This window comes from Paraburkholderia phenoliruptrix (assembly GCF_902859825.1).
Lineage (GTDB): Bacteria > Pseudomonadota > Gammaproteobacteria > Burkholderiales > Burkholderiaceae > Paraburkholderia > Paraburkholderia phenoliruptrix.
In genome coordinates this window covers 273,045-298,972 of sequence record NZ_CADIKB010000001.1, presented here as the reverse complement: position 1 = coordinate 298,972, position 25,928 = coordinate 273,045, and the positions used below count along the sequence as shown (strand labels likewise).

24 protein-coding genes are annotated in these 25,928 nt (G+C 64.3%); 12 read left to right on the top strand and 12 right to left on the bottom strand.

Annotation, left to right across the window (positions count from 1 at the left end):
* Positions 1-334: 334 nt before the first annotated feature.
* The 6 genes from HV711_RS01410 (at position 335) to HV711_RS01385 (ending at position 5,745) form a co-directional block, all read left to right on the top strand.
* Positions 335-1,309 carry a choline ABC transporter substrate-binding protein gene (locus tag HV711_RS01410; RefSeq protein WP_035482914.1) on the top strand — a complete coding sequence of 325 codons (975 nt, stop codon included), beginning with the start codon at positions 335-337 and terminating at the stop codon, positions 1,307-1,309.
* A gap of 71 nt (positions 1,310-1,380) precedes the next feature.
* Positions 1,381-2,310, top strand: a complete 930-nt coding sequence (gene cdhC / locus HV711_RS01405; protein ID WP_035482912.1) for a 3-dehydrocarnitine:acetyl-CoA trimethylamine transferase CdhC — start codon at positions 1,381-1,383, stop codon at positions 2,308-2,310.
* 41 nt (positions 2,311-2,351) lie between these two features.
* Positions 2,352-3,317, top strand: coding sequence for an L-carnitine dehydrogenase (locus HV711_RS01400; RefSeq protein WP_035482910.1), 966 nt, complete (start codon positions 2,352-2,354; stop codon positions 3,315-3,317).
* 110 nt (positions 3,318-3,427) lie between these two features.
* Entirely contained in the window at positions 3,428-3,937 is a 510-nt protein-coding gene (locus HV711_RS01395) for a thioesterase family protein (RefSeq protein ID WP_035482909.1), read from the top strand.
* Positions 3,930-4,889 (top strand): alpha/beta hydrolase, encoded by a 960-nt coding sequence (locus HV711_RS01390; protein WP_035482907.1) that lies wholly within the window; start codon positions 3,930-3,932, stop codon positions 4,887-4,889. The genes HV711_RS01395 and HV711_RS01390 overlap by 8 nt, the downstream gene beginning before the upstream one ends.
* Before the next feature lie 358 nt (positions 4,890-5,247).
* Entirely contained in the window at positions 5,248-5,745 is a 498-nt protein-coding gene (locus tag HV711_RS01385; protein WP_035482906.1) for an acyl-CoA thioesterase, read from the top strand.
* A 22-nt stretch (positions 5,746-5,767) separates the two neighbouring features.
* Here the strand turns inward: HV711_RS01385 and HV711_RS01380 are convergent, their stop codons facing one another.
* The 8 genes from HV711_RS01380 to HV711_RS01345 form a co-directional block, all read right to left on the bottom strand.
* Positions 5,768-7,198: a sensor histidine kinase gene (locus HV711_RS01380; RefSeq protein ID WP_035482919.1), complete on the bottom strand. Its 1,431-nt coding sequence runs from the start codon at positions 7,196-7,198 to the stop codon at positions 5,768-5,770.
* Between the two features lie 23 nt (positions 7,199-7,221).
* Positions 7,222-8,193, bottom strand: a complete 972-nt coding sequence (locus HV711_RS01375) for a response regulator (RefSeq protein WP_013590670.1) — start codon at positions 8,191-8,193, stop codon at positions 7,222-7,224.
* Between the two features lie 338 nt (positions 8,194-8,531).
* Entirely contained in the window at positions 8,532-9,206 is a 675-nt protein-coding gene (locus HV711_RS01370) for an HAD family hydrolase (protein ID WP_013590671.1), read from the bottom strand.
* Positions 9,207-9,264: 58 nt separating this feature from the next.
* Entirely contained in the window at positions 9,265-9,927 is a 663-nt protein-coding gene (locus HV711_RS01365; RefSeq protein WP_035482905.1) for a DUF2894 domain-containing protein, read from the bottom strand.
* Complete coding sequence (locus HV711_RS01360) at positions 9,920-10,564, bottom strand: OmpA family protein (protein WP_014972190.1); 645 nt, start codon at positions 10,562-10,564, stop codon at positions 9,920-9,922. The genes HV711_RS01365 and HV711_RS01360 overlap by 8 nt, the downstream gene beginning before the upstream one ends.
* Before the next feature lie 5 nt (positions 10,565-10,569).
* Positions 10,570-12,840 (bottom strand): DUF802 domain-containing protein, encoded by a 2,271-nt coding sequence (locus tag HV711_RS01355; protein ID WP_035482904.1) that lies wholly within the window; start codon positions 12,838-12,840, stop codon positions 10,570-10,572.
* Positions 12,841-12,850: 10 nt separating this feature from the next.
* A complete protein-coding gene (locus HV711_RS01350; RefSeq protein WP_035482903.1) occupies positions 12,851-13,600 on the bottom strand; it encodes a DUF3348 domain-containing protein in 750 nt (249 codons plus the stop codon).
* Positions 13,601-13,798: 198 nt separating this feature from the next.
* Positions 13,799-14,446 (bottom strand): helix-turn-helix domain-containing protein, encoded by a 648-nt coding sequence (locus HV711_RS01345; RefSeq protein WP_035482902.1) that lies wholly within the window; start codon positions 14,444-14,446, stop codon positions 13,799-13,801.
* Positions 14,447-14,551: 105 nt separating this feature from the next.
* Between HV711_RS01345 and HV711_RS01340 the strand changes: the two genes are divergently transcribed.
* The 3 genes from HV711_RS01340 to HV711_RS01330 are packed head-to-tail and all read left to right on the top strand — an operon-like array spanning position 14,552 to position 18,638.
* Complete coding sequence (locus HV711_RS01340; RefSeq protein ID WP_035482901.1) at positions 14,552-15,838, top strand: MFS transporter; 1,287 nt, start codon at positions 14,552-14,554, stop codon at positions 15,836-15,838.
* Positions 15,839-15,851: 13 nt separating this feature from the next.
* Entirely contained in the window at positions 15,852-17,393 is a 1,542-nt protein-coding gene (locus HV711_RS01335; protein WP_035482899.1) for an amidase, read from the top strand.
* A 12-nt stretch (positions 17,394-17,405) separates the two neighbouring features.
* Positions 17,406-18,638 carry an NAD(P)/FAD-dependent oxidoreductase gene (locus HV711_RS01330; protein WP_028360706.1) on the top strand — a complete coding sequence of 411 codons (1,233 nt, stop codon included), beginning with the start codon at positions 17,406-17,408 and terminating at the stop codon, positions 18,636-18,638.
* A gap of 33 nt (positions 18,639-18,671) precedes the next feature.
* Here HV711_RS01330 and HV711_RS01325 read toward each other — a convergent pair whose 3' ends face one another.
* Positions 18,672-18,944, bottom strand: coding sequence for a hypothetical protein (locus tag HV711_RS01325; RefSeq protein WP_013590680.1), 273 nt, complete (start codon positions 18,942-18,944; stop codon positions 18,672-18,674).
* 122 nt (positions 18,945-19,066) lie between these two features.
* On the bottom strand, positions 19,067-20,494 hold the full coding sequence (locus HV711_RS01320; RefSeq protein WP_035482898.1) for a putative bifunctional diguanylate cyclase/phosphodiesterase: 1,428 nt from the start codon (positions 20,492-20,494) through the stop codon (positions 19,067-19,069).
* Positions 20,495-20,749: 255 nt separating this feature from the next.
* Here HV711_RS01320 and HV711_RS01315 point away from each other — a divergent pair, with 255 nt between their 5' ends.
* Positions 20,750-21,700 (top strand): LysR substrate-binding domain-containing protein, encoded by a 951-nt coding sequence (locus HV711_RS01315; RefSeq protein WP_035482917.1) that lies wholly within the window; start codon positions 20,750-20,752, stop codon positions 21,698-21,700.
* A 100-nt stretch (positions 21,701-21,800) separates the two neighbouring features.
* Here the strand turns inward: HV711_RS01315 and mctP are convergent, their stop codons facing one another.
* Positions 21,801-23,282 (bottom strand): monocarboxylate uptake permease MctP, encoded by a 1,482-nt coding sequence (gene mctP, locus HV711_RS01310; RefSeq protein WP_013590683.1) that lies wholly within the window; start codon positions 23,280-23,282, stop codon positions 21,801-21,803.
* Entirely contained in the window at positions 23,279-23,476 is a 198-nt protein-coding gene (locus HV711_RS01305) for a DUF3311 domain-containing protein (RefSeq protein ID WP_013590684.1), read from the bottom strand. The genes mctP and HV711_RS01305 overlap by 4 nt, the downstream gene beginning before the upstream one ends.
* Before the next feature lie 370 nt (positions 23,477-23,846).
* On the opposite strand from HV711_RS01305, the gene HV711_RS01300 reads away from it, so the two are divergent.
* Both HV711_RS01300 and HV711_RS01295 read left to right on the top strand, forming a co-directional pair.
* Positions 23,847-25,268, top strand: coding sequence for a cache domain-containing protein (locus HV711_RS01300; protein ID WP_035476362.1), 1,422 nt, complete (start codon positions 23,847-23,849; stop codon positions 25,266-25,268).
* A complete protein-coding gene (locus tag HV711_RS01295) occupies positions 25,265-25,912 on the top strand; it encodes a response regulator (protein ID WP_013590686.1) in 648 nt (215 codons plus the stop codon). The genes HV711_RS01300 and HV711_RS01295 overlap by 4 nt, the downstream gene beginning before the upstream one ends.
* The last annotated feature ends 16 nt before the right edge of the window (positions 25,913-25,928 follow it).

Here is a 25,928-nt window from a genome sequence, read left to right as displayed (position 1 = left end):
AGCAAGCAGATCGCGAGCGGACAAGGCGCGCCAAAATTCGCGGCAGCGCATGCTGCGCCGCAACGTCGCGCGGAGGCCGCCTGCGGCTTGCGCGTGCTGGTTTTCCCTCGTTGTCGCGTGGAAGCAAGAACGGGTCGCTGATGGTCGCTTTGGCAGCAATATGGGGCATTAACTTTAGTGCCATTCCACACGCAGGATCTCACGCAGGGTCGACAGGTTCAGGTAGTACCTCACGCATCACTTGCCGGTGGGCCGCGCGGTGCCTTCGCGCAGCGAAGCGGCCTCTTTCGAAAACACGCTATCAGACGCACACGAGCGTCAATAGGGGAAGGTCATGAAGTTACGCATCAAAACGCTGCTGGCCCAACTTGCCCGCCTTGCCTGCCTCGCGGCCGCGTGCGGCGCCGCCGTCACCGCGCTGCCCGCGTTTGCCCAGGATCCGCCTGCGTGCCGCGCCGTGCATTTCGCCGACATCGGCTGGACGGACATCACGTCGACCACGGCGCTCGCCTCCACTGTATTTGAAGGGCTCGGCTATCAGCCGGTGACGACCGTCGCTTCGGTGCCGATTTCGTTTGCCGGGCTGAAGAGCAAACAGCTCGACGTCTCGCTCGGCTACTGGTGGCCCGTGCAGGAGAAGGCGATTGCGCCGTTCGTCGAGTCGAAGTCGATCGAGGTGCTGCAACCGCCCAATCTGACGGGCGCGAAGGCGACCTTCGCCGTGCCGACCTATGCGTACGACGCGGGTCTCAAAACCTTCGCCGACATCGCCAAACATCGCGATCAGCTCGACGGCAAGATCTACGGCATCGAGCCCGGCAGCAGCGCGAACGCGGCCATCCAGAAGATGATCGCCACCAACAAGTTCGGCCTCGGCGGCGTCAAGCTGATCGAATCGAGCGAAGCGGGCATGCTTGTCTCAGTGGAACGCGCGATTCGCGACAAGAAATGGGTGGTGTTTCTCGGCTGGGAACCGCATCCGATGAACATTCAGATCGACATGAAATATCTGACGGGCAGCGAAGGCGTCTTCGGTCCGAACGACGGCGAGGCGCGCGTGTACACGCTCACGTCGCCCGACTATCTGTCCCGTTGCCCGAACGCGGGCAAGCTCGTGAGCAACCTGCGCTTTTCCACGCAGCTCGAAAACGTGGTGATGCAATCGGTGATGAACAAGGAGAAGCCCGCCGATGCCGCCAAGGCTTATCTGAAGAAAAACCCGCAGGTACTCGACGCATGGCTTGCCGGCGTGAAGACGTATGACGGCAAGGACGGTTTGCCCGCGGTCAAGGCCTATCTCGGGCTTTGATCCGCTGAATCCGAGTCGCTGACTTCCTCCGCACAAGTCGCGCACTGAACAACCACAGGAATTTTGCACGCATGAATCATGAAGTCATCGTGACCTGCGCGGTCACCGGCGCAGGCGACACCGTCGGCAAGCACCCGGCCATTCCCGTCACGCCGAAGCAGATCGCCGAGGCGGCCATCGAAGCCGCGAAAGCAGGCGCGACCGTCGCGCATTGCCACGTGCGCGATCCGAAAACCGGACGCGGCAGCCGCGATCCGGCGCTCTATCGCGAGGTGGTCGACCGGATCCGCTCGTCGGGCACGGACGTCATCATCAATCTGACCGCGGGCATGGGCGGCGATCTGGAAATCGGCCCCGGCGAAGATCCGATGCGCTTTGGCGCGAACACGGATCTGGTCGGCGGCCTCACGCGCCTCGCGCACGTCGAGGAGTTGCTGCCGGAAATCTGCACCCTCGATTGCGGCACGCTCAATTTCGGCGACGGCGACTACATCTACGTGTCGACGCCGGCGCAACTGCGCGCTGGCGCCGCGCGCATTCAGGCGTTGGGCGTGAAGCCCGAACTCGAGATCTTCGATACGGGCCACCTGTGGTTCGCGAAGCAGTTGCTGAAGGAAGGGCTGCTGGATGCGCCGCCGCTCTTCCAGCTGTGCCTCGGCATTCCCTGGGGCGCGCCCGCCGACACCACGACGATGAAAGCGATGGCGGACAACCTGCCGCCCGGCGCGCAATGGGCCGGCTTCGGCATCGGCCGCATGCAGATGCCGATGGTCGCGCAGGCCATGCTGCTCGGCGGCCATGTGCGCGTCGGTCTGGAAGACAACATCTGGCTCGATAAAGGTGTGCCCGCAACCAACGGCACGCTGGTGCAGCGCGCGGTGGAAATCATCGAGCGCCTCGGCGGACGGGCGCTCACGCCCGCCGAAGGACGACGCAAGCTCGGCCTGCCCGGGCGCGGCGAACGGCAACTCGAACGGCGCGCGGCCGGCGCATACGCGTGAATCGGGCATAGCAGAACTCTTCAAACAAGGAAACGTCAGCAATGGCAGTGATCGTCGATATCAAAACATTTGCCGCAATCGGCGCCGGCGTGATCGGCAGCGGCTGGGTGGCGCGCGCGCTCGCACACGGCCTCGATGTGATCGCGTGGGACCCCGCGCCCGGCGCGGAAAAGCAGTTGCGCGAGAACGTGGCGAACGCGTGGCCCGCGCTCGAACGCGTCGGCCTCGCGCAAGGGGCGTCGCAGGCGCGACTGCGCTTTGTCGATACGATCGAAGCGTGTGTGGGCGACGCCGACTTCATTCAGGAAAGCGCGCCCGAGCGCGAGGAGCTAAAGCTCGCGTTGCACGAGCAGATCAGCCGCGCCGCCAAGCCCGAGGCGATCATCGCTTCATCGACCTCGGGGCTTCTGCCGAGCGACTTCTACGCGCGGGCCGTGCATCCCGAGCGGTGTATCGTCGGGCATCCGTTCAATCCCGTGTATCTGCTGCCGCTCGTCGAAGTGCTCGGCGGAGAAAGGACGGCGCCCGCCACCATCGACGCCGCGCTGCGCATTTACCATTCGCTCTCGATGCGTCCGCTGCGGGTGCGCAAGGAAGTGCCGGGCTTCGTCGCCGACCGGCTGCTCGAAGCGCTGTGGCGCGAGGCGCTGCATCTCGTCAACGAAGGCGTGGCGACCACCGGCGAGATCGACGACGCGATCCGCTTCGGCGCGGGCATCCGCTGGTCGTTCATGGGCACCTTCCTCACCTACACGCTCGCGGGCGGCGACGCCGGCATGCGCCATTTCATGCAGCAATTCGGCCCCGCGCTGGAGCTGCCGTGGACTAAACTGGTAGCGCCGAAGCTGACGGACGAACTGATCGACCGCGTGGTGGACGGCACCGCCGAACAGGTCGGCCCGCGCTCGATCAAGGAACTGGAGCGCTACCGCGACGACTGCATTACGAGCGTGCTGGCGGCAATCGGCGAGGCCAAGGCGCGTCATGGCCTCGCGCCGGCGGATTGACGCCTGCCGGCTGTGATCGGCGAATCGACCGGAATACTGCCGCGCCCGCTGCCCGGCGCGGCGCACCATCGCATCATGCGTCGCACACGAACCCAAGGAGACCCCGCACCATGCCGCCCACCGCTTCCCTGCCCTGCTACCGCGACACGGTGCGCGCGGAATGGGTCGACTACAACGGTCATCTGCGCGACGCGTTCTATATGCTGATCTTCAGCTACGCGACCGACGAACTGATCGACCTGATCGGTTTGCCCGACGCCGTGCGCAAGCAACGCGGCCGCTCCATCTACACGCTCGAAGCGCACATCAACTATCTGCACGAAATCAAGCAGGGCGCGCGCGTGCGCGTCGACATGCGCGTGCTCGCGCATGACACGAAGCGCTTGCACCTGTACCTCGAAATGTTCGCCGACGACGGCAACACGCCGGTTGCGGCCGGCGAGCAGATGCTGCTGCACGTCGACACGAGCGGGCCGCGCTCGGTCGCGTTCGACGCCGACGTCGCCGCGCGCATCAAGGAACTGGCCGACGCGCAGGCGGCTTTACCCGCCGCCGCGTACGCGGGCCGCATGATCGGGCTGCCCGCGGCCGCGCAAGAAAAGCGGAGCCAGCATGCTTGAGCCGCAAATGGCGGCGTTCATCGCGCGAGCCGCCGCGATCTACCCAGGACACAGCACCTCGCTGACACCGCGCGAGCAGCGCGAGATTTATGACCGCTACGCCGCCGCGCTCACGCCGCCACTGCCGCCGCACATCGTGACCGAAGACGCGCCGTTTCAGGCCGCCGCCGGCCATTCGATTCCATTGCGCCGTTATTGCAACCGCGCCCCGGCGGACGGCATGGGGCGCGGCGTCGTGCTGTATTTTCATGGCGGCGGCTTCGTGCTCGGATCGCTCGACAGTCATCAACTGATCACGGCGCGCCTCGCCGCGGACACCGGCCTCGATGTGATCGCCGTCGACTACCGGCTCGCGCCCGAACACCGCGCGCCGGCCGCGCACGACGACTGTCTCGAGCTCACGCGCGCCGCCTTGCAAGGCCGGCTGCCGTTCGATCTTCCCGCCAGCGCCACGCTGCAGCTCGCGGGCGACAGCGCCGGCGCCACGCTCGCGGCCAGCGTCGCATTGCGTTTGCGCGACGAGGGAATGGCCGGCATCAGCGGCATGGCGCTGATCTATCCGATGCTCGGCACCGACCCGCAGCCGCCCGCCCGCGACACCGAAGCGCACGCGCCAATGCTGACGCTCACCGACGTCCACGCATTTCGCGACCTGTACTGGGGCGAAGCGGCGCCGCGTCCGGGCTGGACCGTGCCGCTCGACGCCGCGCGTTACGACGCGCTTCCGCCCACGCTCGCCGTCGGCGCCGAGCATGACCCGCTTCGCGACGACGCCCGGGTTTTCGTCGAACGGATTGAGGCGGCCGGCGGACGCGCGCAATTGTGGATCGGCGCGGGACTCGTGCACGGCTGCTGGCGCGCAATCGATTCGAGCCCCGGCGTGCAAGCCATGCACAAGGCGGTGTGCGGCTTTCTGCGCGCCAATGCCGGCGCCAATGCCGGTGCCGCCTGAGCGGCGCTTATCCACGCGGGTTATGCGCGATAAATAAAACCGCTCCCCAATCGCGAATCAAGCCAGAACTCGCGCATCGCGGCTTGCCTGTCCGCTTATCACCATTTCCGCATCCGGCCAGACGCGTCCCCCGTTCTGTTCGCTGACCCACTGAATAAAAGAATCGCTGCGTCAACACTGTCGTCGGCCAGTTATTCCGTCATCGGGACGCCATGGCGCGAGCCGCCAATGAATTGCACGGCTCTTATCGTGGATGAATAGCCACATCGTCCATTTCCCCAACAGAATGGGACATGCCCGCCGTGCCGGCGGGCATGTGTGGCTGCCACCAGCAGCCATCCTGCAAAAGGAAAATCGTATGTTGATGCGAGAAGCTATCCCCCAGGCTCTGAATCGCGGTAACGCTCAGCTTTCGGAGAACCCGCTCACCGCCGAGTCGCCGAAAACCTTTGTTCATTCCTTCGACATCTATCTAAAAGACTCCAATGCCTTCATGAATACTTATTTCGCGCGCTACTTCGAGTGGCAAGGCGTGTGCCGCGAACGGTGGTTCCATGAATGCATTCACGACGATCTGCTCGGCTCGGACGGCATGTTCGTGACCAAACGCGCGCATCAGGAATATGTGCATGAGACGTTTCCGTTCCAGCGCGTGGATTGCTATCTGAACACCGTGCAAGTCAGGCAATGCTCCGCGTACCTGCTGTTTCGCTTTTGCGTCGACGGACGCAAGGTGTCGCAGGGCTATCAGCAGATCCTCTACGCGGGCCGCGACCGCAAGATCCGGCGCTTTCCGGATGGAATCGTCGACCGTGTGAAGGAGTATGAGTTGCCGTTGTCCGAGCTGACGGAGTAGGCCGCGGCGCACCGCGAAAGCCTTAACGCCGGCGCGCCTCGCGCGCCGGCAAGCCGGGCAAAGCCCTGTCCGCTGCCGAGCCCGGTACGGGCAGGCACACGGTGAACGTAGTGTGCGTGCCCCGCACCGACGTGCATTCGATACTGCCGCCGAGCAGCTCCGTCGCGCGGCGGCAAAAGGCGAGGCCCATGCCGGCGCCGCTGCCGTGGCGCTTGGTCGAAAAGAAGGCGTCAAAAATATGCGGTAGAACGTCCGGCGCGATGCCGGGTCCGGTGTCGCGAAATTGCAGCACGCAGAAGCCCTGGTCCTCCCGCGCGCTGATCGCGATCTGCCCTTCGCCGCTCACGTGAATCGCATGCAACGCGTTTTTCAGCAGATTGAAGAGCACGAACACCACTACCGTGTCGGAGCCGGAAAAACGCAGTGTCGAGTCGATCGGCGAGACGGTGATGCGCTCTCGTTCGCCTGCGCGAAACGGATAACGCTCCAGCGCGGAGTTCACGCACTGCTGCACGGCATGCGCGCTGAAACGGCTGCGATCCAGCCGGTCGAGGGTGAAGGAAGCCAGCGCCATTTCGACCATCGCGCTCGTGCCGCATACTTCGCGCCGGATTGCCGTGGCAAGCTGGCTAATGCGCTCGGTTTGATCCGAATGTTCGTGGTCGTCGTACAGGCCGTGCGCGACGGCAAGCCGGTAGCCTTTGGACACGTGGCTCCAGACGCTGGCAATCTCGTCTGCGTGCATGCCGATGGTGGCGAGCGGCGTCGCGATTTCGTGTGCAATGGTGGCCGCGAGCGCATAGGGATGAATCAGGTGATAGCGCACAATCGTGATGGCGAGCAGCCCCAGGCTCAACGCGATGAACAGCACGCCGGGCGGATAAAACGGATAGCCGTAGTTGACCGCGTAGTCGACAGCGGCGAAAGAATACAGGCCCAGCGCCGCGAGACACAGATCGAGACGCCGCCGCGCCTCGCTGCCCGCCTGCTTGCGCGCGCCGAGCAGAAGCTGCGCGCTGCGCGCCGCGAGCAACACCGTCTGCAGGACATGCAACGGATGCAGCGGACCGGCGACCGGATAGTAGCCGAAGAAAAAACGCTGATAGCCCGACACCACTTCATTGCCGGGCAGCAGGACCGCCAGCACGACGCATAATCCATACGAGGCCAGCAACACCGGCCGCTCGCGCCGCCGCGCCGCCACCTCGGTGACGAAATGATAAAAGGTAGTGGGAAGAAACAGAATGAACAGATAACCGACGCGAACCAGCAAGGCCGCGATCTGCGGATCTTTGGTCTGGAACAGCAGGGTCCATGTGCCCTGCCATGCGAAGGTGGCCGAGCACATCAGAAGGAATGGCGCCGAGAGCCGCGTCAGCCCCTGCGTGATGACGACATAGAGGCCGAACACGACGAACATGGCCGACACGAAGGCGGTAGGAATGGCGTACATGTAGCTCGACGTGCCGGCAGGCGTTAGCGCGCCCGGTTGCTCCGCCAATGCGCGTAGGTCAGCGGCTTGATGCCGGCTTCGGCCACTTCCGGCGACTCGATCGGACTCCAGCAGTAGAACGCGTCGCCCCAGCCGGGAATGGGCTGCGGCTTGAGCATTCTGAACTCGAGATTGGATCGATACGCGAGATGCGGCCAGAAGAGCGGCATGACTTCGCGCACCGCCATCTGCTTCAGCAACTCGGCGGGGCCGCTTTCGTCCGCGACGATTTCGCCTTGCGCGATCCAGTCGTGCTCGGCCCACGCGACGAAAACGCTCGCCCGGCCCTCACGGTCGAACATGAGAATCGCATTCTGCTCGGGCCGCCAGTAGTACTCGAGAATGCCCTTCTCTTTCACCACGTCGTCGATTACTTTGCGCGTGCGCGGATCGCAATAGGTGATGCCGTTCTCGCCCAGTGCGAGCCAGCCCGCCTCGGAACAGTGGCGGCTCTTGGCGTCCTTCAGGAAGTGAACGAGCCGGTTCGCCGAATCGGCGTCGGTCTTGCGCAGATACAGATCGACAATGCCCGCGTTGAATGCCTTGACCGCGACGGTTTCGTCGGCGACGCCCGTGAGCAGAATTTTCGCGCAATGCAAGTTGGAGATGGACGACAGAAACTCGACGCCGCTCACGCCCGGCATGTCGTAATCGACCACGACAGCGGCCACTTCGGCGAAACGCGCATCGCGCGCCAGCACGTCTCGCTGCGGCGATGTTTCCACGAAGCGCTCGAATCCCGTCTCGCTCAGGCATGCCGCAGCCGGGGCGAACTCCAGCGAATTCTCGCGCGCGTGCTGGCGGATGAAGGCGAGCGCCGTTTGCGGCCGCGAAAAAAACAGATTGGTGGAAACGTCCGGAAAGAACCGGCGTAGCGCGTCGAGATAGTTGTCGTTATCGTCGACGAAAACAACCGTGGTCGGATAGGAGACGGGTGGTCGAATAAACTTGTTCATATTTTCACGTGGTTCGTCGTGCCGCCGCAGCGGATCACCGTGACAGGCTCGCCGGTCGCCGCACTCGCTCACGTGGAACATGCCGGCGCGCCGCCACCTGCGTACACGCCGGTCTTTCTATCGCTATTGCCGGGCCGGTTCCCGTTGATCCGTATAGTACAGGGCTCTTGGCTTCAACAGTACAAAGTTACGCGTGTTTAAGGCAGCGTATGCGGCCTGAATAAAGCGAATAAGCGATACGGATAAAAACGCGGATAGAAACGGGGATAGAAGCACGGATAGGCGACGCGGCGGCCGCCCGCCCGTTGGGCAGCCGCGCGATGCCGCGACGGCGCCGGTTACGGCCGCGCGGCCACTTCGTCCAGATGATCGAGCAGCGCCGCCGGGTCGTCGTAGACCCGGAGCGCGCCGGCGCGCTCCAGCTCTTCCGTGCCGTAGCCGCCCGACAGCAAGCCCACGCCCAGCGCGCGGCAGCGCCGCGCCGCGAGCATGTCCCAGATGCTGTCGCCGACCACGACCGAATGCTCGATCTCGACGCCGAGGCGTTCGGCTGCCGCAATGAAGAGATCGGGGTCGGGCTTTGCGTATTTGACGTCGTCGCGCGTGACGACGACGGCTTTCGACGGATCGACGCCGAGCGCCTCAAGATTCACGGCCGCGGTTTCCATGCGGCCGCTGGTGGCGACAGCCCACGGCGTGCCGGCTTGCGTGAGCGCGTCGAGCAACTCGCGCGCGCCCGGCAGCGGACATACTTGCGCGCGCAACCTTTTATACGCCGCCGCATGCGCGTGACGAAGACGCTCGCCGCGCTCGGCGCTGATGTCGCCGTGGGTCTCACGCAAAAGCTGGTTGGTGAAGAGGCCGCCGCTCATGCCGATTTTTCGATGGATCCGCCACACCGATAGCGAAATACCTTCGCTGTCGAGCGCTTCTTTCCAGGCCAGCACGTGTTGATAGACGCTGTCGACGAGCGTGCCGTCGAGATCGAACAGAAATGAGGTCTGGATACGCATGGTGGGCTCCTTTCGATGGCTACGCCCGCCAATATGCCACGTCAAGCGCCGCGAGGCATCAGCGCGCCTTGCCGCGCGCGCCCTTGCTGGCCGGCGCGCCGCCGCCCACTTGCTCGAGCCACGACAGCGCGTCGACATACGACAGAAACTGTTTCAGATAGCCCGGCGACAGCTCGCGCATCAGCGAAAGCGAGCGGTGCACGAGACTGCTCGAATTGAGCGGACCGGCGTTGCCGGGCGCCGGTTGCAGCGACTGACGCACCTGCTGGTCGGTGCGCACGCGCGCCCACGTCTCGCGGAAATAATCGAGCTCGGGGAGTTCGGGATAGGCGGGCTGGCCGCGTGGCGGGCGCCGCGCTGCGCATTGCAACTCGCCGACAAGTTGGGCGAGCGCGCTCTGGGACGGCTCGCGCTCGCAGAAGGCGGGAGTGGTTGCGGCCGCGGCGCCTGCGCGCAGCGGGCTGTGGTGCTGGTGGTCCTCGCATTCGCCGCGTTCTACTTCACGCGCATACGCTTCGAGCAGCGCGGCAAGCTTCTCGTCGAGCACACGGCGCGCCTCGCCGCTGTGACCGGCGGCGCGCCGCTCCAGCGCGTCGATGAAACGAAACCGCAGCGGGTCCACCAGGTCGGCGCCGCGCGCCCGCCAGCCGTCGAGCATCGCGCGCGGCGTCTGCGGCGTGGCCGCCGGTTCCGTCGCCTGATGGCTCGCGCGATTACTCACGAGACTTTCCCGCCGCCGCGAGCCGCGGAACCGGCGCGATCTCCACGCGGCGGTTGCGCGCGCGCCCTTGTTCGTCGGCATTCGAACTGACCGGCTGAGCGGAGCCGAAGGCCGCCGCGAACACCGACGACGCCGGCACGCCCGCGTCGATCAGCGCGCGCGTCACGGTCAGCGCGCGCTGCGCCGACAGTTCCCAGTTGTCCGCGAAACGGCGGTTGCCTTCGCGCAGCCGCTGGTCGTCGGTGAAGCCGCTCACCATCAGCAACTGATCGTTCGCGCGCAGATAGGCGGACAGCGGACCCGCGAGACTCTTCAGCAGGTCCCGCCCTTGCGGCTGCAATTGGTCGGAGTTCAGCGCGAACAGCACATTGCCGCTGATGCCGATGCGTCCGTTGACGAGCGTCACGCGGCCGGCCGCGAGCGGGCCGGCGAGCGCCTCTTCGAGCGTCTTGCGGCGCTGCGTTTCGAGCTGGCGCTGTTTGACCTCCTGCTCCAGCTTGTTCGACAGTTCGAGCTGCACGCCGATCACGGCGACCAGAATCAGCATGAACGCGCCGAGCAGCACGGACATCAGGTCGCCGAACGCCGCCCAGATCGGCGTGCCGGGTTCCACGCCGCCGTCGATGTCCTCGCTCATCCCGCTCATGCCGCCTCGACTCCGTCAGCGGTGCGCTCGGCCGCGAGCCGCTGCAGATCTTCGACGATCTGCTTCTGCGACATCACGCTCAGGTCGACCACCTCGCGCGCCTGCGCGACGTAGTAGGCGAGCTGCTCGTCGCTGCGCGCGAGCGACTTGTCGAGCGCCGCTTCGATTCGCTCCAGATGCGCGACGAGCTTGTCGTTCGATTCGCCGAACATCTGCACGGCCGCGCCGAAGGCCTCGCTGAGGCTCGCCACTTCGACGGCGCCGCCCGTGATCTGCGCGGCAATCGTGCCGATCTTCTCCGCCTCGGCCTCGACCTTCTCGGTGAAGCGAGTGCCGACACGGTCGAGCAGATCCGCCGACGTCGCGACGAGCGCGTCCACGGCCGTGCGCTGTTCCGTCGATGCATGGTTGACCGCGTCGAGCAGCGTTTCCAGCGTTTCGAGCAGGCGGCTGCGCTCCTCGAGCATTGCGGTGTCGCGCGCCATGCTGTCCGAGAGCTTCTGACGCAATTCGGCGACCACCTCGGCCGCGGCCTTCGGCGCCTCGGACGCCGCCTGCACGAGCCGCGAAATTTCAGCGATGGTTTCGCTCGCGTGCGTCTGGGTCTGAGCGGAGATATTGCGCGCGGTCTGCTCCAGCGTGTCGCAAATCTGCTGCTGACGGTTCGCCGTGCGCTCGCCGGCTTGCTGCCATTCTTTGCCAAGCGTGGTCGCCATCGTATCCAGCTTCGCCGTCCACGCCGCCAGCTGCTGCTCGTTGTTTTCGCCTGCCTTCTGCCATGTCTCGCCGAGCGAACTGGCCAGCGCATCCAGCTTGGCGGTCCAAGCCGCGAGTCGCGCTTCGTTGTGCTCGCCGGCCTGCTGCCATTCCTTGCCGAGCGCGGCCGCCATCGACTCAAGCTTCGCCGTCCACGCCGCCAACCGCGCTTCGTCTCGCGACGCCATGGCGTTCTGCAAGTCCCCATGCGACTGGCCGACGGTCCGCAGCAACGACGCCGAGTGCGCCTCGAACGCCGCGGCTGCCCCCGCCAGGGTCTTTTCGTGCCGTGCCGCCAGCGTCTCGCCGCTCTGCTCCTGGCGCGACAGCGCCTCCTTCCATGTCTCGGAGACGTGGCCTGCCGCGGCTTCGAGACGCGCGGACACGCCGTCGACGAGTCCGCTCGAGCGCTCGTCGAAAGTCTCGGTGAAGCGCTCCAGCGACGCCTGCAATTGCCGGCTCAATGCCTCGTTCGACCGTTGCTGGCCGGCGAGCGCCTCGTTCCAGATGCCGGCCACCTTCGCCGTGGCCGACTCGAAACCGTTCGACAAGCCGTCCAGTTGACGCTGCACCGCCTGCGAGACGCTCTCGTGCAAGGCCGCGCTCTCGCGCGCGAGGCCGGCCATGGTCGCCTGCATGACGGGCTCGAGCGCCTCGCCGGCGGCTCGCGTGCTGTCCGCGACGCTCTGCTTCAACGACTGCTCCACCGAGGCCGCGAGGCGCGCATACGCGAGCTGAGCCTTGCTGTGAAACGCTTCCTGGCTTGCCAGTTGACGCTCGTTGAAAGCGAGACTGTGCTGCTCCATCGCGCTCATCATCGTTTGCAGACGGTCGACGAGCGTTGGCATCAGCTCCGCCTGCCTTTGCAGCAGGCGGAAGCTTTCGTCGCGCTGATGCGCCTGCGAATAGATGCGCAGCGTGGTCGCGACCTTCACGTCGAGCTGCTGCGCGGCTTCGAGCCGCTCGCGGCGGCACAACGCCGACAGCAGGCCGAGCATGGCGGAACTCGCCACGCCCGCAATCGAAGTGCCGAACGCAAAGCCCAAACCCTTGACCGGCGCGGCCAGCGAGGCGCGGATCGCAACGAGGTCCGTCGCGCTTTCGAGCGCGAGGCCGGTGCCGCGCAGCGTGACGACCATGCCGAGCAGCGTGCCGAGCATGCCGAGCAGCACCAGCAAGCCCACGAGGTAAGGCGTGAGCGCGGGCCCCGGCAACGCGACGCGTTCGCCTTCGATACGAAGGCGCGCCGCGTTGCGCAAGCCCGGATGCAATTGCTCCAGCCACGCGCCGAGCCGCGGCGGCGGTTCGGACAGTCCCGCGACCGCGCGCGTGAGCGTGCCGGTCGCCGCGCTATAGCGGCGCAATTCGAGTGCGCCGGCCAGATAGAAGGCGCCGATCAGCAGCGTGACCGCCAGCGCGAGCCAGTTCGAACCGACATAGCCGATGGCAATGCCGCACACCGCGGCAAGACCTGCCGCGAACACAACGAGATCAATACGATATCTGGACATAGTGTCCCAGTTAGCGAGTACGAAGGGCGGCGAGCAGCCCTTCGACCGGTTGTAAACGAACATCCAGCTCGGCCAGCAGCACGCTCAGCATGTCCTGGCGGAATGCATCGAGCCAGTGACCGGACGCAGCAGGGACGGCAGCAGCGGCGGAAGCGCCCTCGTCCGCTGCGGGCGCCGCGGCTTCCGCCTGCTGCGCCGCGTCGCGCAGCCGCTCGAAGTGGCCGGCCAGCAGCGCCGGCAGGCTCGCGAAGAGGCTCCGTTCGCGTTCGGCGAGCGCGCGTTCCATGACGGCGTCCAGCACCGCGAGACGGCCCATCGCCGGCCTCTTTGCAGCGAGCAGCGCGCGCAGCCGGCCGCGCAGACTGCCGACAGCCGTTTCCATCGATTGCTGCATGGCCTGATAGCGCTGGCGAAACACCACGTAGTCCACCGGCGCAGCGGGCGGCTCTCTATACGCGGGACCGCGGCGCTTTGATGTCGCGAACGCGCTGTCGCCGGTAATCGTATTGACGAGCGATGCCCGCACGCGCGCGCATTCGGCTTCTTCCGCGCTGCCGAAGCTCCGCGCGCCCGCGGGCACGGCAGGCGGCGCGCCTGTGAGCGCCGACGAGAGCGCGATCGCGTCCGTCCAGCCGAGCCATTGGCTCAGCCGGTCGGACAGCGACTGCCGGGGTTCGGAAACGTCGACATCGGCGAAACGCGCCAGCAGGCGAACGAGCGCGGGGCCGCTGAGAGCTGTGCGCTGAGGGGCTTGCAACATACCACCGGATGCAAAAAAGTCAGCAGTTTACACGCTGACGCACGCAGCGGCTTCAGTCCCCATAAGAACGTCCCGTCGCGCAGACATCGTGGCGCCCGCGAATGGACGTTCCGGGCTGCCGCGCATGCGACGGCCGCGTGGGCTTTGCGCCGCGCCGCCGCGCCCGCCGCCCCGTTTCGGCCGCTCAGGGCTTCCGCTTCAGATCGCTCCACGCGGCCGGGGCTGCTCGGCATCGACGCAGCACACGAGCGCATCGGCGTCTTCATCCCCCACGCTCAGATAGATATGCCCAATGGAACTGTCGAAATAGAGACTGTCGCCCGGCGTCAGCCTGAACGACTTGCCGTTCTCGAAGCGCAGTTCGAGCTTGCCGGCGAGCAGAAAGACGAACTCCTCGCCCGCATGCCGGATGTACTCGGGAAAGTCGGACACGGCGCGCGCGTGGATGTGCGCGCGCATCGGCATCATGCGTTTGCCCGTCAGGTTGTTCGCGAGCATGCCGTACTCATAGTTCGGCGTGTCGTACACAGGTTGTTTGCCGGCGGCGGTGAACGACGGCTTCATCGCGCCGGCAGCCGGCTTGCGGCGCCGGTCGAAGATCGCGTCGAACTCCAGTTCCAGCGAATGCGCGAGCGCCGCGAACTTGTCGTAAGTCAGCGCGATGTCGCCCCGCTCGGCCTTCGAGATCGTCGAAACCGCAATGCCCGAGCGCTCCGACAGCTCCGCCAGCGTGAGCCCGCGCGCCTTGCGCGCCTGCCGCAAATGCCCGCCCACCAGCTTGTGATCGAGCGCGGGCGGCGCTTCGTCCGCGCTCGCCCTGAGTTGTTCCACTACGGCTTTGACCATCTCACCTGATTCCGCTTGCCAGAAAAATTTCTCGTATCCGAGAAATTTATTTTTTCTCGTATATGATAACTCACGTCGATTCCACCTTCCTGTGGGGCCCGTATCGTGTCTACCTTTGCGCTCAGTCAATCCGGCTTGACGAAGACCCGCGTCATCACTGCCACGACCATCGGCACGGCGCTCGAATTCTACGACTTCACGATCTACAGCTTCTTCGCGATCCAGATCGGGCAGTTGTTCTTTCCGGGCGCGTCGCCCGTCAATCAGTTCCTGCTTTCGATCGGCGTGTTCGGCGTGGGCTTCGTGGTGCGGCCGCTCGGCGGCGTGGTGATCGGCGCTTATGCGGACCGCGCGGGACGCAAGAACGCGATGGTCCTCACCATCATGCTGATGGCGCTCAGCTGCGCGATGATCGCGTGCGCGCCGACTTACGCGGTAGCCGGACTCGCCGCGCCGCTTATCGTGCTCGTCGCGCGCCTGATACAAGGCTTCGCGGCCGGCGGCGAGTTCGGACCGGGCACGACGCTGCTCGTCGAATATGCGACCGACAACACGCGCGCCTTTTTCGCGAGCTGGAATTTCGCGGCGACTGCAGCGGGTCTCGTGCTCGGCGCGCTCGTGGCGACGCTTGTCAACGTACTGCTGCCGAAGCAGGCGGTGCTCGAGTGGGGCTGGCGCATTCCGTTCGTGCTCGGCATCGTCGCCGCGCCGGCGGGCATGCTGATCCGCCGGCGCCTCGCAGAAACGCTGACGGAGCGCAAGCCCGGCGAAGCGCCGCCGCGCGGCGCGCTGAAGGCCGCGCTAACCACACATCTCAAGCTGACGATTCTCGGCACCTTCGGCGAGTTGGGCGGTTCCGTGTCCGTCTATATCACCGCGTTTTTCTTGCCGAGCCATGCGGTGCGCGCGCTGCATCTGTCGTCGACGTCGGCGGTCATTTCGGGTATCGTCAGTTCGCTCGCGCTTTTCGTCGCGGCACCGCTCGCCGGCATGCTCGCGGATCGCTATACCCGCAAGCGCGTGCTGGTCATTTCGCGCGTCGTGATGCTGCTCGTCGTCTATCCGGCGTTTGCATTTCTGAGCGCGCATCCGTCAATGACCGCGCTTTGCATCGTCTCGGCGCTGCTCGCCGTGTTCGTATCCGGGCAGATCGTGCCGGTGCTGGTGATGATCCCGGAACTGTTCCCGAAGCATGTGCGCGCAACGGGCATTGCCTTGACGTACGTGGTCAGCGCATCGTTTTTCGGCGGCTTCTCGCCGTTTATCGCGAGCTGGCTGGTCGCGCGTACCGGCAATCCGCTTGCGCCCGCCTGGTATGTCGCCGCGGCGTGCGCGATTTCACTGGTGCCGGTAATCTGGCTGAAGGACCGCACCGGCGAAGCACTCGCCTGACGAAGAGGACGCAATGAGTCGTGACAATGTAAGTGAGCACAACGAACTGGTCGGCCGCAGCGCGGTCGAGCTGCGCCGGATGATCGGCGCGAAAGAGATCTCGCCTGTCGAACTGCTCGATGCATGCATCGAGCGAATCGAGGCCGTGAATCCCGCCGTCAACGCCATTACGGCCACCGACTTCCCCGCCGCGCGAGCCGCCGCGAAGCGCGCCGAACAACAGGTGCTCGACGGCGAACCGCTGGGTCTGCTGCATGGCTTGCCGCTCGGCGTAAAGGATCTGGAAAATACCGCCGGACTCCTGACGACGTATGGTTCGCCGATGTCGCGCGGCAACGTCCCCACGCAAGATGTGGTGCTCGTCGAGCGCCTGCGCGCCACCGGCGCAATCGTCACCGCGAAGACCAACGTGCCCGAACTCGGCGCGGGCGCGAACACGCGCAATCCGGTGTGGGGCGCAACCGGCAATCCGTTCAATACCGCGCTGAATGCCGGAGGCTCGTCGGGCGGCTCCGCCGCTGCGCTCGCGTGCGACATGCTGCCCGTGTGCACCGGCTCGGACACCGGCGGCTCGCTGCGCATTCCCGCTTCCAAATGCGGCGTTGTCGGTTTTCGTCCGACGCCGGGACTCGTACCCAACTCGCGCAAGCTGGTGGGCTGGTCGCCGATCTCGGTGGTCGGGCCGATGGGCCGCACCGTCGCCGAGGCATGCTTGCAACTGGCGGCGACAGCCGGCATTTCCGCGGGCGATCCGCTCAGCTTTCCCGTCGATCCACTCGGTTTTGCCGCGCCGGCCGACATCGACCTCAGCACACTGCGCGTGGGTTGGACTGAAGACTTCGGCAGTTGCGATGTGGATGCATCGATCCGCCAGCTGTTTCGCGAGCGCATGGCGCTGATTGCGCCGTCTTTCCGTTCGTGCGAAGAAGTCCGCTTCGATCTCGGCGACGTGCACCGCTGCTTCGACGTGATTCGCGCGGAGAGTTTCGTCGCCGGTCTGCATGACGCCTATACACGCGACCCGAATCAGCTGGGCCCGAATACGCGCGCCAACTACGAGCTCGGCGCGCGCATGAGCCTTGCGGACAGCGCGTGGGCGCAGGCCGAGCAGACGCGCATTTTCAAACGATTCCAGGCCGCGTTCCGGCAGTACGACGTGATTATCTCGCCGACCACGCCGGTGTCGCCGTTTCCCTGGCAGCAGCTTTACGCCGCGCAAATCGATGGGCGCGAGCAGGACAACTATTACCGCTGGCTCGCGCTTACCTACGTCGTCACGCTCACGACGCACCCCGCCGTCTCGCTGCCATGCGGACTCGATCACGCCGGCATGCCGTTCGGCTTGCAGATCGTCGGGCCGTTTCATGGCGACCGCAAGACGCTCGGCATCGCGCATGCCATGGAGCAGGTGTTCGCGCAATCGCCGGTATTGCGCCGGCCGCGACCGGATCTGTCGAAGCTCACAAAAGCGGACGCGTCGCTCAAATCGAGCGTGACCTCGCCTCCCCTCTTTAACGACGCGGGCACGAGCGGCTCCGGCGTCTCGGCGGTTTAAGCGATGACAGCTATCAAATTCGATACCGTGGTGCTTGGCGCCGGCATTGTCGGTGTGTGCGTGGCCGTGCATTTGCAGCAGCGCGGCCGGCAGGTTGCACTAGTGGACCGCAAGCCGCCCGGCAACGAGACGTCGTTCGGCAATGCGGGGTTGATCCAGCGCGAAGGCGTTTATCCCTACGCCTTTCCGCGCGGACTCGGTGCATTGCTTCGCTATGCACGCAACCAGTCGCTCGACGTTCGCTATCACGCCGATGCGCTCTTCCATGCAGCGCCGTTCCTGTGGAGGTACTGGCGCAATTCCGACCCCGCGAAACACGCCCGGATTGCCAGGTCGTATTCGACGCTGATCGAACACTGTGTGAGCGAACATCGCGCGCTCGCCGCGGCAGCAGGCGCAAGCGCGCTGCTGCGCCCGACCGGATGGATCAAGGTGTTTCGCAGCAATGCCGCGCAGGATGCGGAACTACGGCTCGCAGATCAATGGCACCGCGAATACGGCGTTGAGTTCGAAGCGCTCGACGCCGCACGCCTGCAGCAGGCCGAGCCCGATCTCGACAAGGCCCTGCGAGGCGGCTTGCGCTATACGCAGGCGGATTCGGTGAGCGACCCGAACGCGCTCGTCACGGCGTACGCAAAATACTTCGAGAGCCTCGGCGGCCGGTTTTTTACCGGCGACGCCAACACGCTGCGCAACGGCTGGGAAGTGGCAACGGACGCGGGGACGATCAACGCTTCATCGGTAGTCGTTGCATTGGGGCCGTGGTCGGGCGTGCTCAGTTCGCGGCTGGGTTATCACCTGCCGCTCGGCGTCAAGCGCGGCTATCACATGCATTACGCGCCGCGCGCGGGTGCGCGCCTCAATCATCCGGTGCTCGACGCAGAAAAGGGCTATCTGCTCGCGCCGATGGCGCGCGGCATCCGCCTCACGACCGGTGCCGAGATTGCGTTGCTCGATGCGCCGAAAACGCCGACGCAACTCGCCGCCGTCGAACCGATTGCGCGCACGCTTTTTCCACTCGACAAACGCCTCGACGATCAACCGTGGATGGGCGCGCGGCCCTGCACGCCGGACATGATGCCCGTGATCGGGCGCGCTGAAAAACATCACGGCTTGTGGTTTGCATTCGGCCACGCGCATCACGGACTCACGCTCGGGCCGGTGACGGGCCGCCTCATCGCCGAAATGATGACGGGCGAGCAAACGCTGGTGGACACGCGGCCTTTCAGCGTGGAGAGGTTCTAGCGGCATACGGCAGCGGCATACGCCGTGCTTGCTTCAGTGCAGCGGTTGCATGGCGGTCCATCGCGTCCAGCCGCTCTCACCCTTCATCGCGCTCATGCGCAACGCGCGTGAGCCATCGGGAAAAATAATCGACTCGGTACGGCATGCTTCGGGGTCCGGAAGATCGCGCAAAGCGACAAAGCCGATTTCGTGTTTGAACGACAGATTGCCTTCACGCAATATGCCGAGGTAAGCCGGTTCCTCGTTGTCCATTGGCTGAGCCGTGCAGCGGTTCAGCAGCACAGCGGCGACTTCTGCATCACACATGGTCTCTCTCTCCTGATTAATACAACACCGCCCGGCCCGGCGGTGCTCGAGTTCGTGTTTTTATAAAATCATTCTAGAAGTCGCGCGCGAAAACGCTAACTCCCAGTTTTACGATCGCTTCCTTATCTCAACGGACGCGCGCGAGTGAAACAGCCGGCTCCCGTCAACTTGACGGCATAGTCTGCAGCACTGCCCGGCCGGCCGAACAGGTAGCCTTGCAGCGTGTCGCAGCCCATTGCGTGCAGCGCGCTCGCCTGTTCTTCGGTCTCGACGCCCTCCGCGGTGACGGACATTCCGCACGCGTGCGCCATCTTCACGACCGCATGGGCAATAGCCGCGCAATCCTTGTCGCCGGGCAAGCCCGCGACAAACGAGCGGTCGATCTTCAGGCCATGCAGCGCAAAGCGCTTCAGGTATGACATGGAGGCATAGCCCGTACCGAAGTCGTCGATGGTCAGCTTCACACCCAGTTTCACCAGCTCGGACATCGTCGCGCATACAGCCGGATCGTCGGGCATCAGCATGCCTTCTGTGATTTCCAGTTGCAGGGCAGAAGGTTGCAGGCCGGTGTTGGCAAGACATGCAGCGACATGCTGCACGAGCCGCTCGTTGAACTGCACCGGCGAAATGTTCACGGAGACAGTCACGCCCGGCGCAATGCTCCAGCGCCAGTCCGCGACCTGTGCGCAAGCCTGCTCCAGCACCCAATCGCCGATTGCTTCCATCAGCCCGGCCTGTTCGGCGATCGGGATGAATTCGGCAGGCGCGACGTCGCCGAGTTCGCTGCTCGTCCAGCGCAAGAGCGCCTCGACGCCCAGTATTTCGCGTGATGCAGCGTCAACGACAGCCTGGTACGCGACTCTGAATTCGCCCGCATCGAGCGCATCGCGCAGCAGGTCTTCAATCGCAAAGCGGCGTTGCGCCGCCTCCTTCATGTCACGCGTAAAAAAACGCAAACTGCCGGGGCCGTATGTTTTCGCACGGCGCATCGCGGCGCCGGCATCGCGCATGAGGAGCGCCGCGTCGCGGACATCGCCGTTGGAAAGCGCAACGCCCACCGATGCGCTCACGCGGTACTCACGGCCCGCAATCACAAACGGCTCGACGAATAAAGCCAGAAGCTGTTGCGCGAACGCGGGCAGCGCCGGCGCGTCGCGGTGACCGTCTGTAACAATCACGAACTCGTCGCCGCCGATGCGGGCAAGCAGATCGTTCGCGGCCACGGTGCCCGCGAGCCGCTGTGCGACGCTGCGCAACAGGCGGTCGCCGAGATCGTAGTCGGCAATGTCGTTGATCCTGCTGAAGCCGTCCAGGTTGACAACCAGCATCGCCACGCATGCGGCCTGTGCGGATCTCAGCCACTGCTGGGCGCGCCCTGTCGCGTAGGCACGGTTATAGACGCCGGTGAGCGAGTCGATAAACGAACCATATGCGCAGTGGCCCTGCACACGCGTTTGCATGGCGACTGCCTGCAATGACGCATCGCCGCACGGGGGATGGAATCGCACATCCGATTGAGTTGGCGGCAGCACGGAAACTTGCTCAGTCATCGTTACGCTCCTATGCTAAGCATTACACACGAACCGTATGACAGTTCGCTTTATGCACTCAGCCAACTTTTAATAACCTTCAGGACTACGGAGGTAAGCGCCTTTATCACACGAGGGAAGAACAGGCACCGCGACGCCATAGCCGTGCCTCCACGATATGCCGGCATAGGCCTCTTGAGAACGGGTCACGTTGGTGAACGCGTAAAGCAACGTCAAACGCTTCACCGCATGCCGCACAAACCGCTGAACCACACAATGAAAATCCACCAACTGCGCGTCCTGATCGCCATTGCCGATGCAGGCTGTGTCAGAGGCGCCGCGCGCATGCTCGATTCGTCGCCGGCCGCCGTTACGCAAAATATCCAGCAACTGGAAGAAACCGTGCGCATGCAGCTCGTCGTGCGTACATCGTCGGGCGTAACGCTTACGGCATGCGGGCAAACCCTGCTTGCGCATGCGCGGCTCGTCGCGGCACAAATGACGCGGGCGCACCAGGCCATCGATGCCATGCGCGGCGAACCGAGCGGACGTCTTTCCATTGCGGTGACGGCGTGGGTCGCGCTGACGTTTCTGCCCGAAACCGTGGCGCGATTTCGCACCCGAATGCCGGCAATTCAACTGGAACTGTTCGAAGGCTTGTTGGCCATCGCCACACCGCGTCTACGTGACGGCAGCCTGGACATTTATGTCGGACGGCAAGCGCCAGGTGTAACGACTTGCGACTTCAACTATCAGCCGCTGTTCGCCACGAGCCGTGCGGTGGTCGCGCGGCAAGGTCATCCCCTTGCGGACTCGCGTTCGCTCGCGGACTTGCTCGAGAACGACTGGCTTGTCGCACTGGATCCGCAGACCGAAGGTCAGGCGTCCTATCAGATGTTCGCCCGCCACGGGCTGCCGGTGCCGCGCAGTATTCACTTTCTGCATTCGCTTACCGTCGCGGTTGCGCTGCTCAAACGCACGGACATGCTCAGCATTTTTCCGTGGCCGCTCGTCGAACTGTGCGCCGCGCGCGACGGTTTGTGCGCGATCCCGCTGCGGGAGGAACTCGAAGACTCGACGGTTGGCATCATCATGCGCACCGGTGAGCCTGCCGACGCCGCGTCACGATGTTTCATCGACTGCCTGATCGAAACGATCCGCGACGAATCCTGGGGCCGAACAACGGATATTCGCCGGGCCATGCAATCGGTGGAAGTGCTGGTGTAATGCGCTCGTTGCAAGCGCCTCGTCTGGCGTGAGGCTCAAATAAAAAACGCCGCGAGCGCAACGGCTCGCGGCGTCATAACACTCGCTCCTGCAGGAGCGCTCAGGCGGTCACCGCCACCCGCCGCGGCGACACCGCGGATACCACAAACGCGACCACGATGTTCACCACGAGCGCGATCAGGCCAATATAAACCGGGTAGACCGCATCGCCGAGATGCAGTGCGAACACCGGCTTGAGCCCTTGCGAAATGGCGAGCGAGGTGCCGAGCACGATGCCGACCAGCCAACCGCTGAACAGGCCGGGCGTATTCAGGCGCCGCGTGTACAGCGAAAAGACGATAGCCGGGAAAATCTGCAGGATCCACACGCCGCCAAGCAATTGCAGGTCGATTGCATATTGGGTCGGCAGGAACACGATGAACAGCAGCGCGCCGAACTTGACGACGAGCGAGACGATCTTCGCATTCGCCGCCTCCGCTTGGGGCGTGATGTTCGGCGAAACCAGCGGACGCCACAAGTTGCGCGTGAACAGATTTGCCGCGCCGATCGACATGATTGCCGCCGGAACCAGTGCGCTGATGGCGATAGCGGCCGCCGAGAAACCGACGAACCACGACGGGAACAGCGTGTTAAAGAGTGCAGGCACCATGTCCGAGGCAGACTTCACATGCACGCCCGCCGCAATGGCCATATAGCCGAGCAACGCGATCAGGCCGAGCAGCAGCGTGTAAGCCGGCAGGAAGATCGCGTTCTTGCGGACCGTCTTCGCCGACGAAGACGATAACACTGCCGTCATCGTGTGCGGATACATGAAGGCAGCAAGCGCGGAGCCCAACGCGAGCGATGCATACGCGGTGAATTGCGTCGGTTTGAGAATGATGCCGGTCGCGCCGCCCTTCGCCTTGAAGTACGTATCCGCTGCGTCGAAGACATGCGCATAGCCGCCGAGTTTTGCAGGAATCAGCCACACCGCCGCGATCACGACGATGTAGATCATGATGTCCTTCACGAACGCGATCATCGCCGGTGCACGCAGGCCGCTCGCGTACGTATAGAGCGCCAGAATCACGAAAGCGACAATCAACGGCAATTCGCCGCTCACGCCGAGCCCTTTGATCACCACTTGCATGCCGACCAGTTGCAGGGCGATATACGGCATCGTCGCCACGATACCGGTCAGCGCGACCGCGGCCGGAAACCACTTGCCGCCGTATTCGCCGTGCACGTAGTCCGCTGCCGTAATGTGATTCTTCGCATGCGCGACCTTCCACAGCTTCGGCATGACGGCAAACACAAAGGGATAGACGATGATCGTGTACGGCAGCGCGAAGAAACCATACGCGCCGACGGAATAGACGAGCGCCGGCACTGCGATCACCGTGTACGCGGTGTAAAAGTCGCCGCCTACGAGGAACCAGGAAATGATCGTTCCGAACTGACGGCCGCCGAGACCCCATTCGTGCAACTGCGTGAGATCGCCGCGTTTCCAGCGAGCGGCAAAGAAGCCGATCACTGTGACAAGAGCAAAGAATGCGATGAAGACGGTCATCGCCACCGGATTGACGGGATTCAGATCGCTCATTTGACACCTCGATACACGATGTAAATCAGTAGCGAGGTCAACGGCACCCACAGGAACTGATACCAGTAGAAGAACGGAAACCCGGCAAACGACGGACGCGTGTCGTTATAGAACGGCAACCACAACAGCGCGATATACGGGAGCAAAAGAATGAGCCAGAGCCATGACCGGCCGGCGGATGGGGAGGTCTCCATATACTTCTCCTAGGTCTATTATTGACACCGCGCATCCGGACTCGTGGTCCGCCGCGCGGAAACCCGGTCATGGGCATGTGCATGGAATACCCACGCGATAACCCTGCAGAAACCGGAATCTGCCTGTGCGCAACGCCGACGCATGACGAGGCGAGCATGAAGCAGGCCCGCCGCAAGGTTCATACGAATCGCGCACCGGAATATGCGCCGAAATAAGCACCGAACGGCGCCGGCATGACGGCGAAAGCGTCCCGCGAGACGCAGTACGCCGCGGGGATGTAGTATTCGCCTTCGTAAGCGTCCTCACAAGCGCGCAACTACGTAAGCGGACTACGTATTACTACGTAGCCGACTGGCGGTCTTTTCAACGATGAAACTCAAAGCCAAGATTGTCCTGCTGGCTATCGTGCCCTTCCTTGCGGCTATCGCCAGCATCGAAATCGGTGTGCGCCGGGAAGCGACCGCGCTTGCGCAAACGCAGCACGCGACCACCCAGGCGGCCTACATGGCCAGCAAGGAGATCGAACTCAAGCATTACGTGGAGTTGGCCACCTCGGCGATCGCACCGCTTTACGAAGCCGGCGAGGACAACGCGCGCGACGACGCGCTGCGCCGCACGCGCGCGCTTGGCGTTCTCGAGAAGATGGACTTCGGCAAAGACGGCTACTTCTTCGTCTACGACATGCACGGCCGCTCGCTGATGCATCCGCGGGAGCCCGACCTCGTGGGGCGCGATTTGTCGGAGCTGCGCGATCCGCAGGGTGTGCCGACCATCCAGAAGCTGCTCGCAGCGGCTGCGCAGGGCGGCGGCTATGTGCGTTATCTGTGGCATCGTCCGTCGACGGGCAAGGTTGCTTCCAAGCTCGGGTATGTCGTGCCGCTCGAACGCTGGGGCTGGATGATCGGCACCGGCATCTATCTCGACGACGTCGATACGACGCTCGCGCATATCGACGAACGGGCGGCGAGCAATATCGATCGCACCATGATGTGGATCGACGCCATTGCACTGGCGGGGCTCGCCGCCATTGCGCTGTGCGCGCTCGTGCTGAACGTCACCGAGTATCGCAGCGCGGACGCAAAACTGAAGCGGCTCGCGCAGCAGGTCGTCGAATCGCAGGAGAACGAACGTGCGCGGCTCTCGCGCGAACTGCATGACGGCATCAGTCAGATGATGGTGTCGGTGAAACTGCTGCTGGAATCGGCGCTCGCCCGTTTCGAGCGCAGCGAGACGCGCGTGCCCGCTGCCGAAGCCGCCCTCTCCACCAGTCTTACGCGGCTCGGCGACACGCTGCGTGAAGTGCGGCGCATTTCTCATGCACTGCGTCCGTCAATGCTCGACGACCTGGGCGTCGCAGCGGCAATCGAGCAACTCACGCGCGAACTCAGCGAACAGTCGGGCATTGAAATCAGCTTTACCCAGATCACCCACACGCATGCCGCCGTGCTCGCCGATGCGGTCAACACCGTGCTGTTCCGCATCGCCCAGGAAGCTTTGACGAACATCGTGCGGCATGCACACGCGTCGAGCGCAGCGCTGGCGCTCGAAGTCTCGAACGATGCGGTCACGCTCAGCATCGCCGACAATGGCTGCGGGTTCGACGTCGCGCACGCGTTTATGGGCCGCCGCTCGGGCGTGGGACTGCGCAACATGCGTGAACGCGTGGAAGCGCTCGGCGGCACGCTCGAACTCAGTTCACAGCCTGGCCACACGCTCGTCACCGCGCGCGTGCCGCTTGGCCTCGGCTCAACGAATCTGATCAAGCCGAGCTTGCAGGGGACCTCTTCATGAACGACACATCACACGTCACTGCCCGGTTGATTCTGGTCGACGACCACCCGCTCGTCCGCGACGGTTTGCGTGCGCGACTCGAAGCGGTGCGTAATCTCGAGGTGGTGGGCGAAGCAGGTAATGCGCAAGAAGCACTCGCGCTCGCTGCGAGTCACGAACCTCACCTCGTGCTGATGGACGTCGGCATGAACGGAATGAACGGTATAGCGCTTGCCGGCATGTTTCACGAGCGTTTTCCGGGCATTCGGGTGCTGATGCTGTCGATGCACGACAACCTCGAATACGTCACGCAGGCCGTACGGGCGGGCGCCAGTGGCTATGTATTGAAGGACTCGCCGGCGACCGAAATCATTCAGGCCATTAGCGCGGTGCTCGACGGCAAAACGTATTTCAGCGCCGGACTCGGCGCGCGATTGATTCAGGCCTCGGCGATGCAATCGCCGGTTGAACGGCTCACGCCGCGCGAGCGGGATATTCTCGATGCACTCGCCGAGGGCCTGTCGAGCAAGCAGATTGCGCAACGCAATGATCTTTCGGTGCGCACCGTCGAGACACATCGTCTGAATTTAAAGCGCAAGCTGGACATTGAAGGCCAGGCGGAACTGATCAAGTTCGCGGTGGAAAACCGGCGCACGAGCCGTTAATGCCGCGAGTGTCCCG

Excerpts from the sequence above, each read along its gene's own strand:
- HV711_RS01300 (WP_035476362.1), top strand. The coding sequence starts at position 23,847 with ATGAAACTCAAAGCCAAGATTGTCCTGCTGGCTATCGTGCCCTTCCTT.
- HV711_RS01360 (WP_014972190.1), bottom strand. The coding sequence starts at position 10,564 with ATGAGCGAGGACATCGACGGCGGCGTGGAACCCGGCACGCCGATCTGG.
- HV711_RS01320 (WP_035482898.1), bottom strand. The coding sequence starts at position 20,494 with ATGACTGAGCAAGTTTCCGTGCTGCCGCCAACTCAATCGGATGTGCGA.
- HV711_RS01370 (WP_013590671.1), bottom strand. The coding sequence starts at position 9,206 with ATGCGTATCCAGACCTCATTTCTGTTCGATCTCGACGGCACGCTCGTC.
- HV711_RS01335 (WP_035482899.1), top strand. The coding sequence starts at position 15,852 with ATGAGTCGTGACAATGTAAGTGAGCACAACGAACTGGTCGGCCGCAGC.
- HV711_RS01380 (WP_035482919.1), bottom strand. The coding sequence starts at position 7,198 with ATGTACGCCATTCCTACCGCCTTCGTGTCGGCCATGTTCGTCGTGTTC.
- HV711_RS01305 (WP_013590684.1), bottom strand. The coding sequence starts at position 23,476 with ATGGAGACCTCCCCATCCGCCGGCCGGTCATGGCTCTGGCTCATTCTT.
- HV711_RS01315 (WP_035482917.1), top strand. The coding sequence starts at position 20,750 with ATGAAAATCCACCAACTGCGCGTCCTGATCGCCATTGCCGATGCAGGC.
- HV711_RS01295 (WP_013590686.1), top strand. The coding sequence starts at position 25,265 with ATGAACGACACATCACACGTCACTGCCCGGTTGATTCTGGTCGACGAC.
- cdhC (WP_035482912.1), top strand. The coding sequence starts at position 1,381 with ATGAATCATGAAGTCATCGTGACCTGCGCGGTCACCGGCGCAGGCGAC.
- HV711_RS01390 (WP_035482907.1), top strand. The coding sequence starts at position 3,930 with ATGCTTGAGCCGCAAATGGCGGCGTTCATCGCGCGAGCCGCCGCGATC.
- mctP (WP_013590683.1), bottom strand. The coding sequence starts at position 23,282 with ATGAGCGATCTGAATCCCGTCAATCCGGTGGCGATGACCGTCTTCATC.
- HV711_RS01375 (WP_013590670.1), bottom strand. The coding sequence starts at position 8,193 with ATGAACAAGTTTATTCGACCACCCGTCTCCTATCCGACCACGGTTGTT.
- HV711_RS01385 (WP_035482906.1), top strand. The coding sequence starts at position 5,248 with ATGTTGATGCGAGAAGCTATCCCCCAGGCTCTGAATCGCGGTAACGCT.
- HV711_RS01325 (WP_013590680.1), bottom strand. The coding sequence starts at position 18,944 with ATGTGTGATGCAGAAGTCGCCGCTGTGCTGCTGAACCGCTGCACGGCT.
- HV711_RS01355 (WP_035482904.1), bottom strand. The coding sequence starts at position 12,840 with ATGTCCAGATATCGTATTGATCTCGTTGTGTTCGCGGCAGGTCTTGCC.
- HV711_RS01345 (WP_035482902.1), bottom strand. The coding sequence starts at position 14,446 with ATGGTCAAAGCCGTAGTGGAACAACTCAGGGCGAGCGCGGACGAAGCG.
- HV711_RS01400 (WP_035482910.1), top strand. The coding sequence starts at position 2,352 with ATGGCAGTGATCGTCGATATCAAAACATTTGCCGCAATCGGCGCCGGC.
- HV711_RS01350 (WP_035482903.1), bottom strand. The coding sequence starts at position 13,600 with ATGTTGCAAGCCCCTCAGCGCACAGCTCTCAGCGGCCCCGCGCTCGTT.
- HV711_RS01395 (WP_035482909.1), top strand. The coding sequence starts at position 3,428 with ATGCCGCCCACCGCTTCCCTGCCCTGCTACCGCGACACGGTGCGCGCG.
- HV711_RS01410 (WP_035482914.1), top strand. The coding sequence starts at position 335 with ATGAAGTTACGCATCAAAACGCTGCTGGCCCAACTTGCCCGCCTTGCC.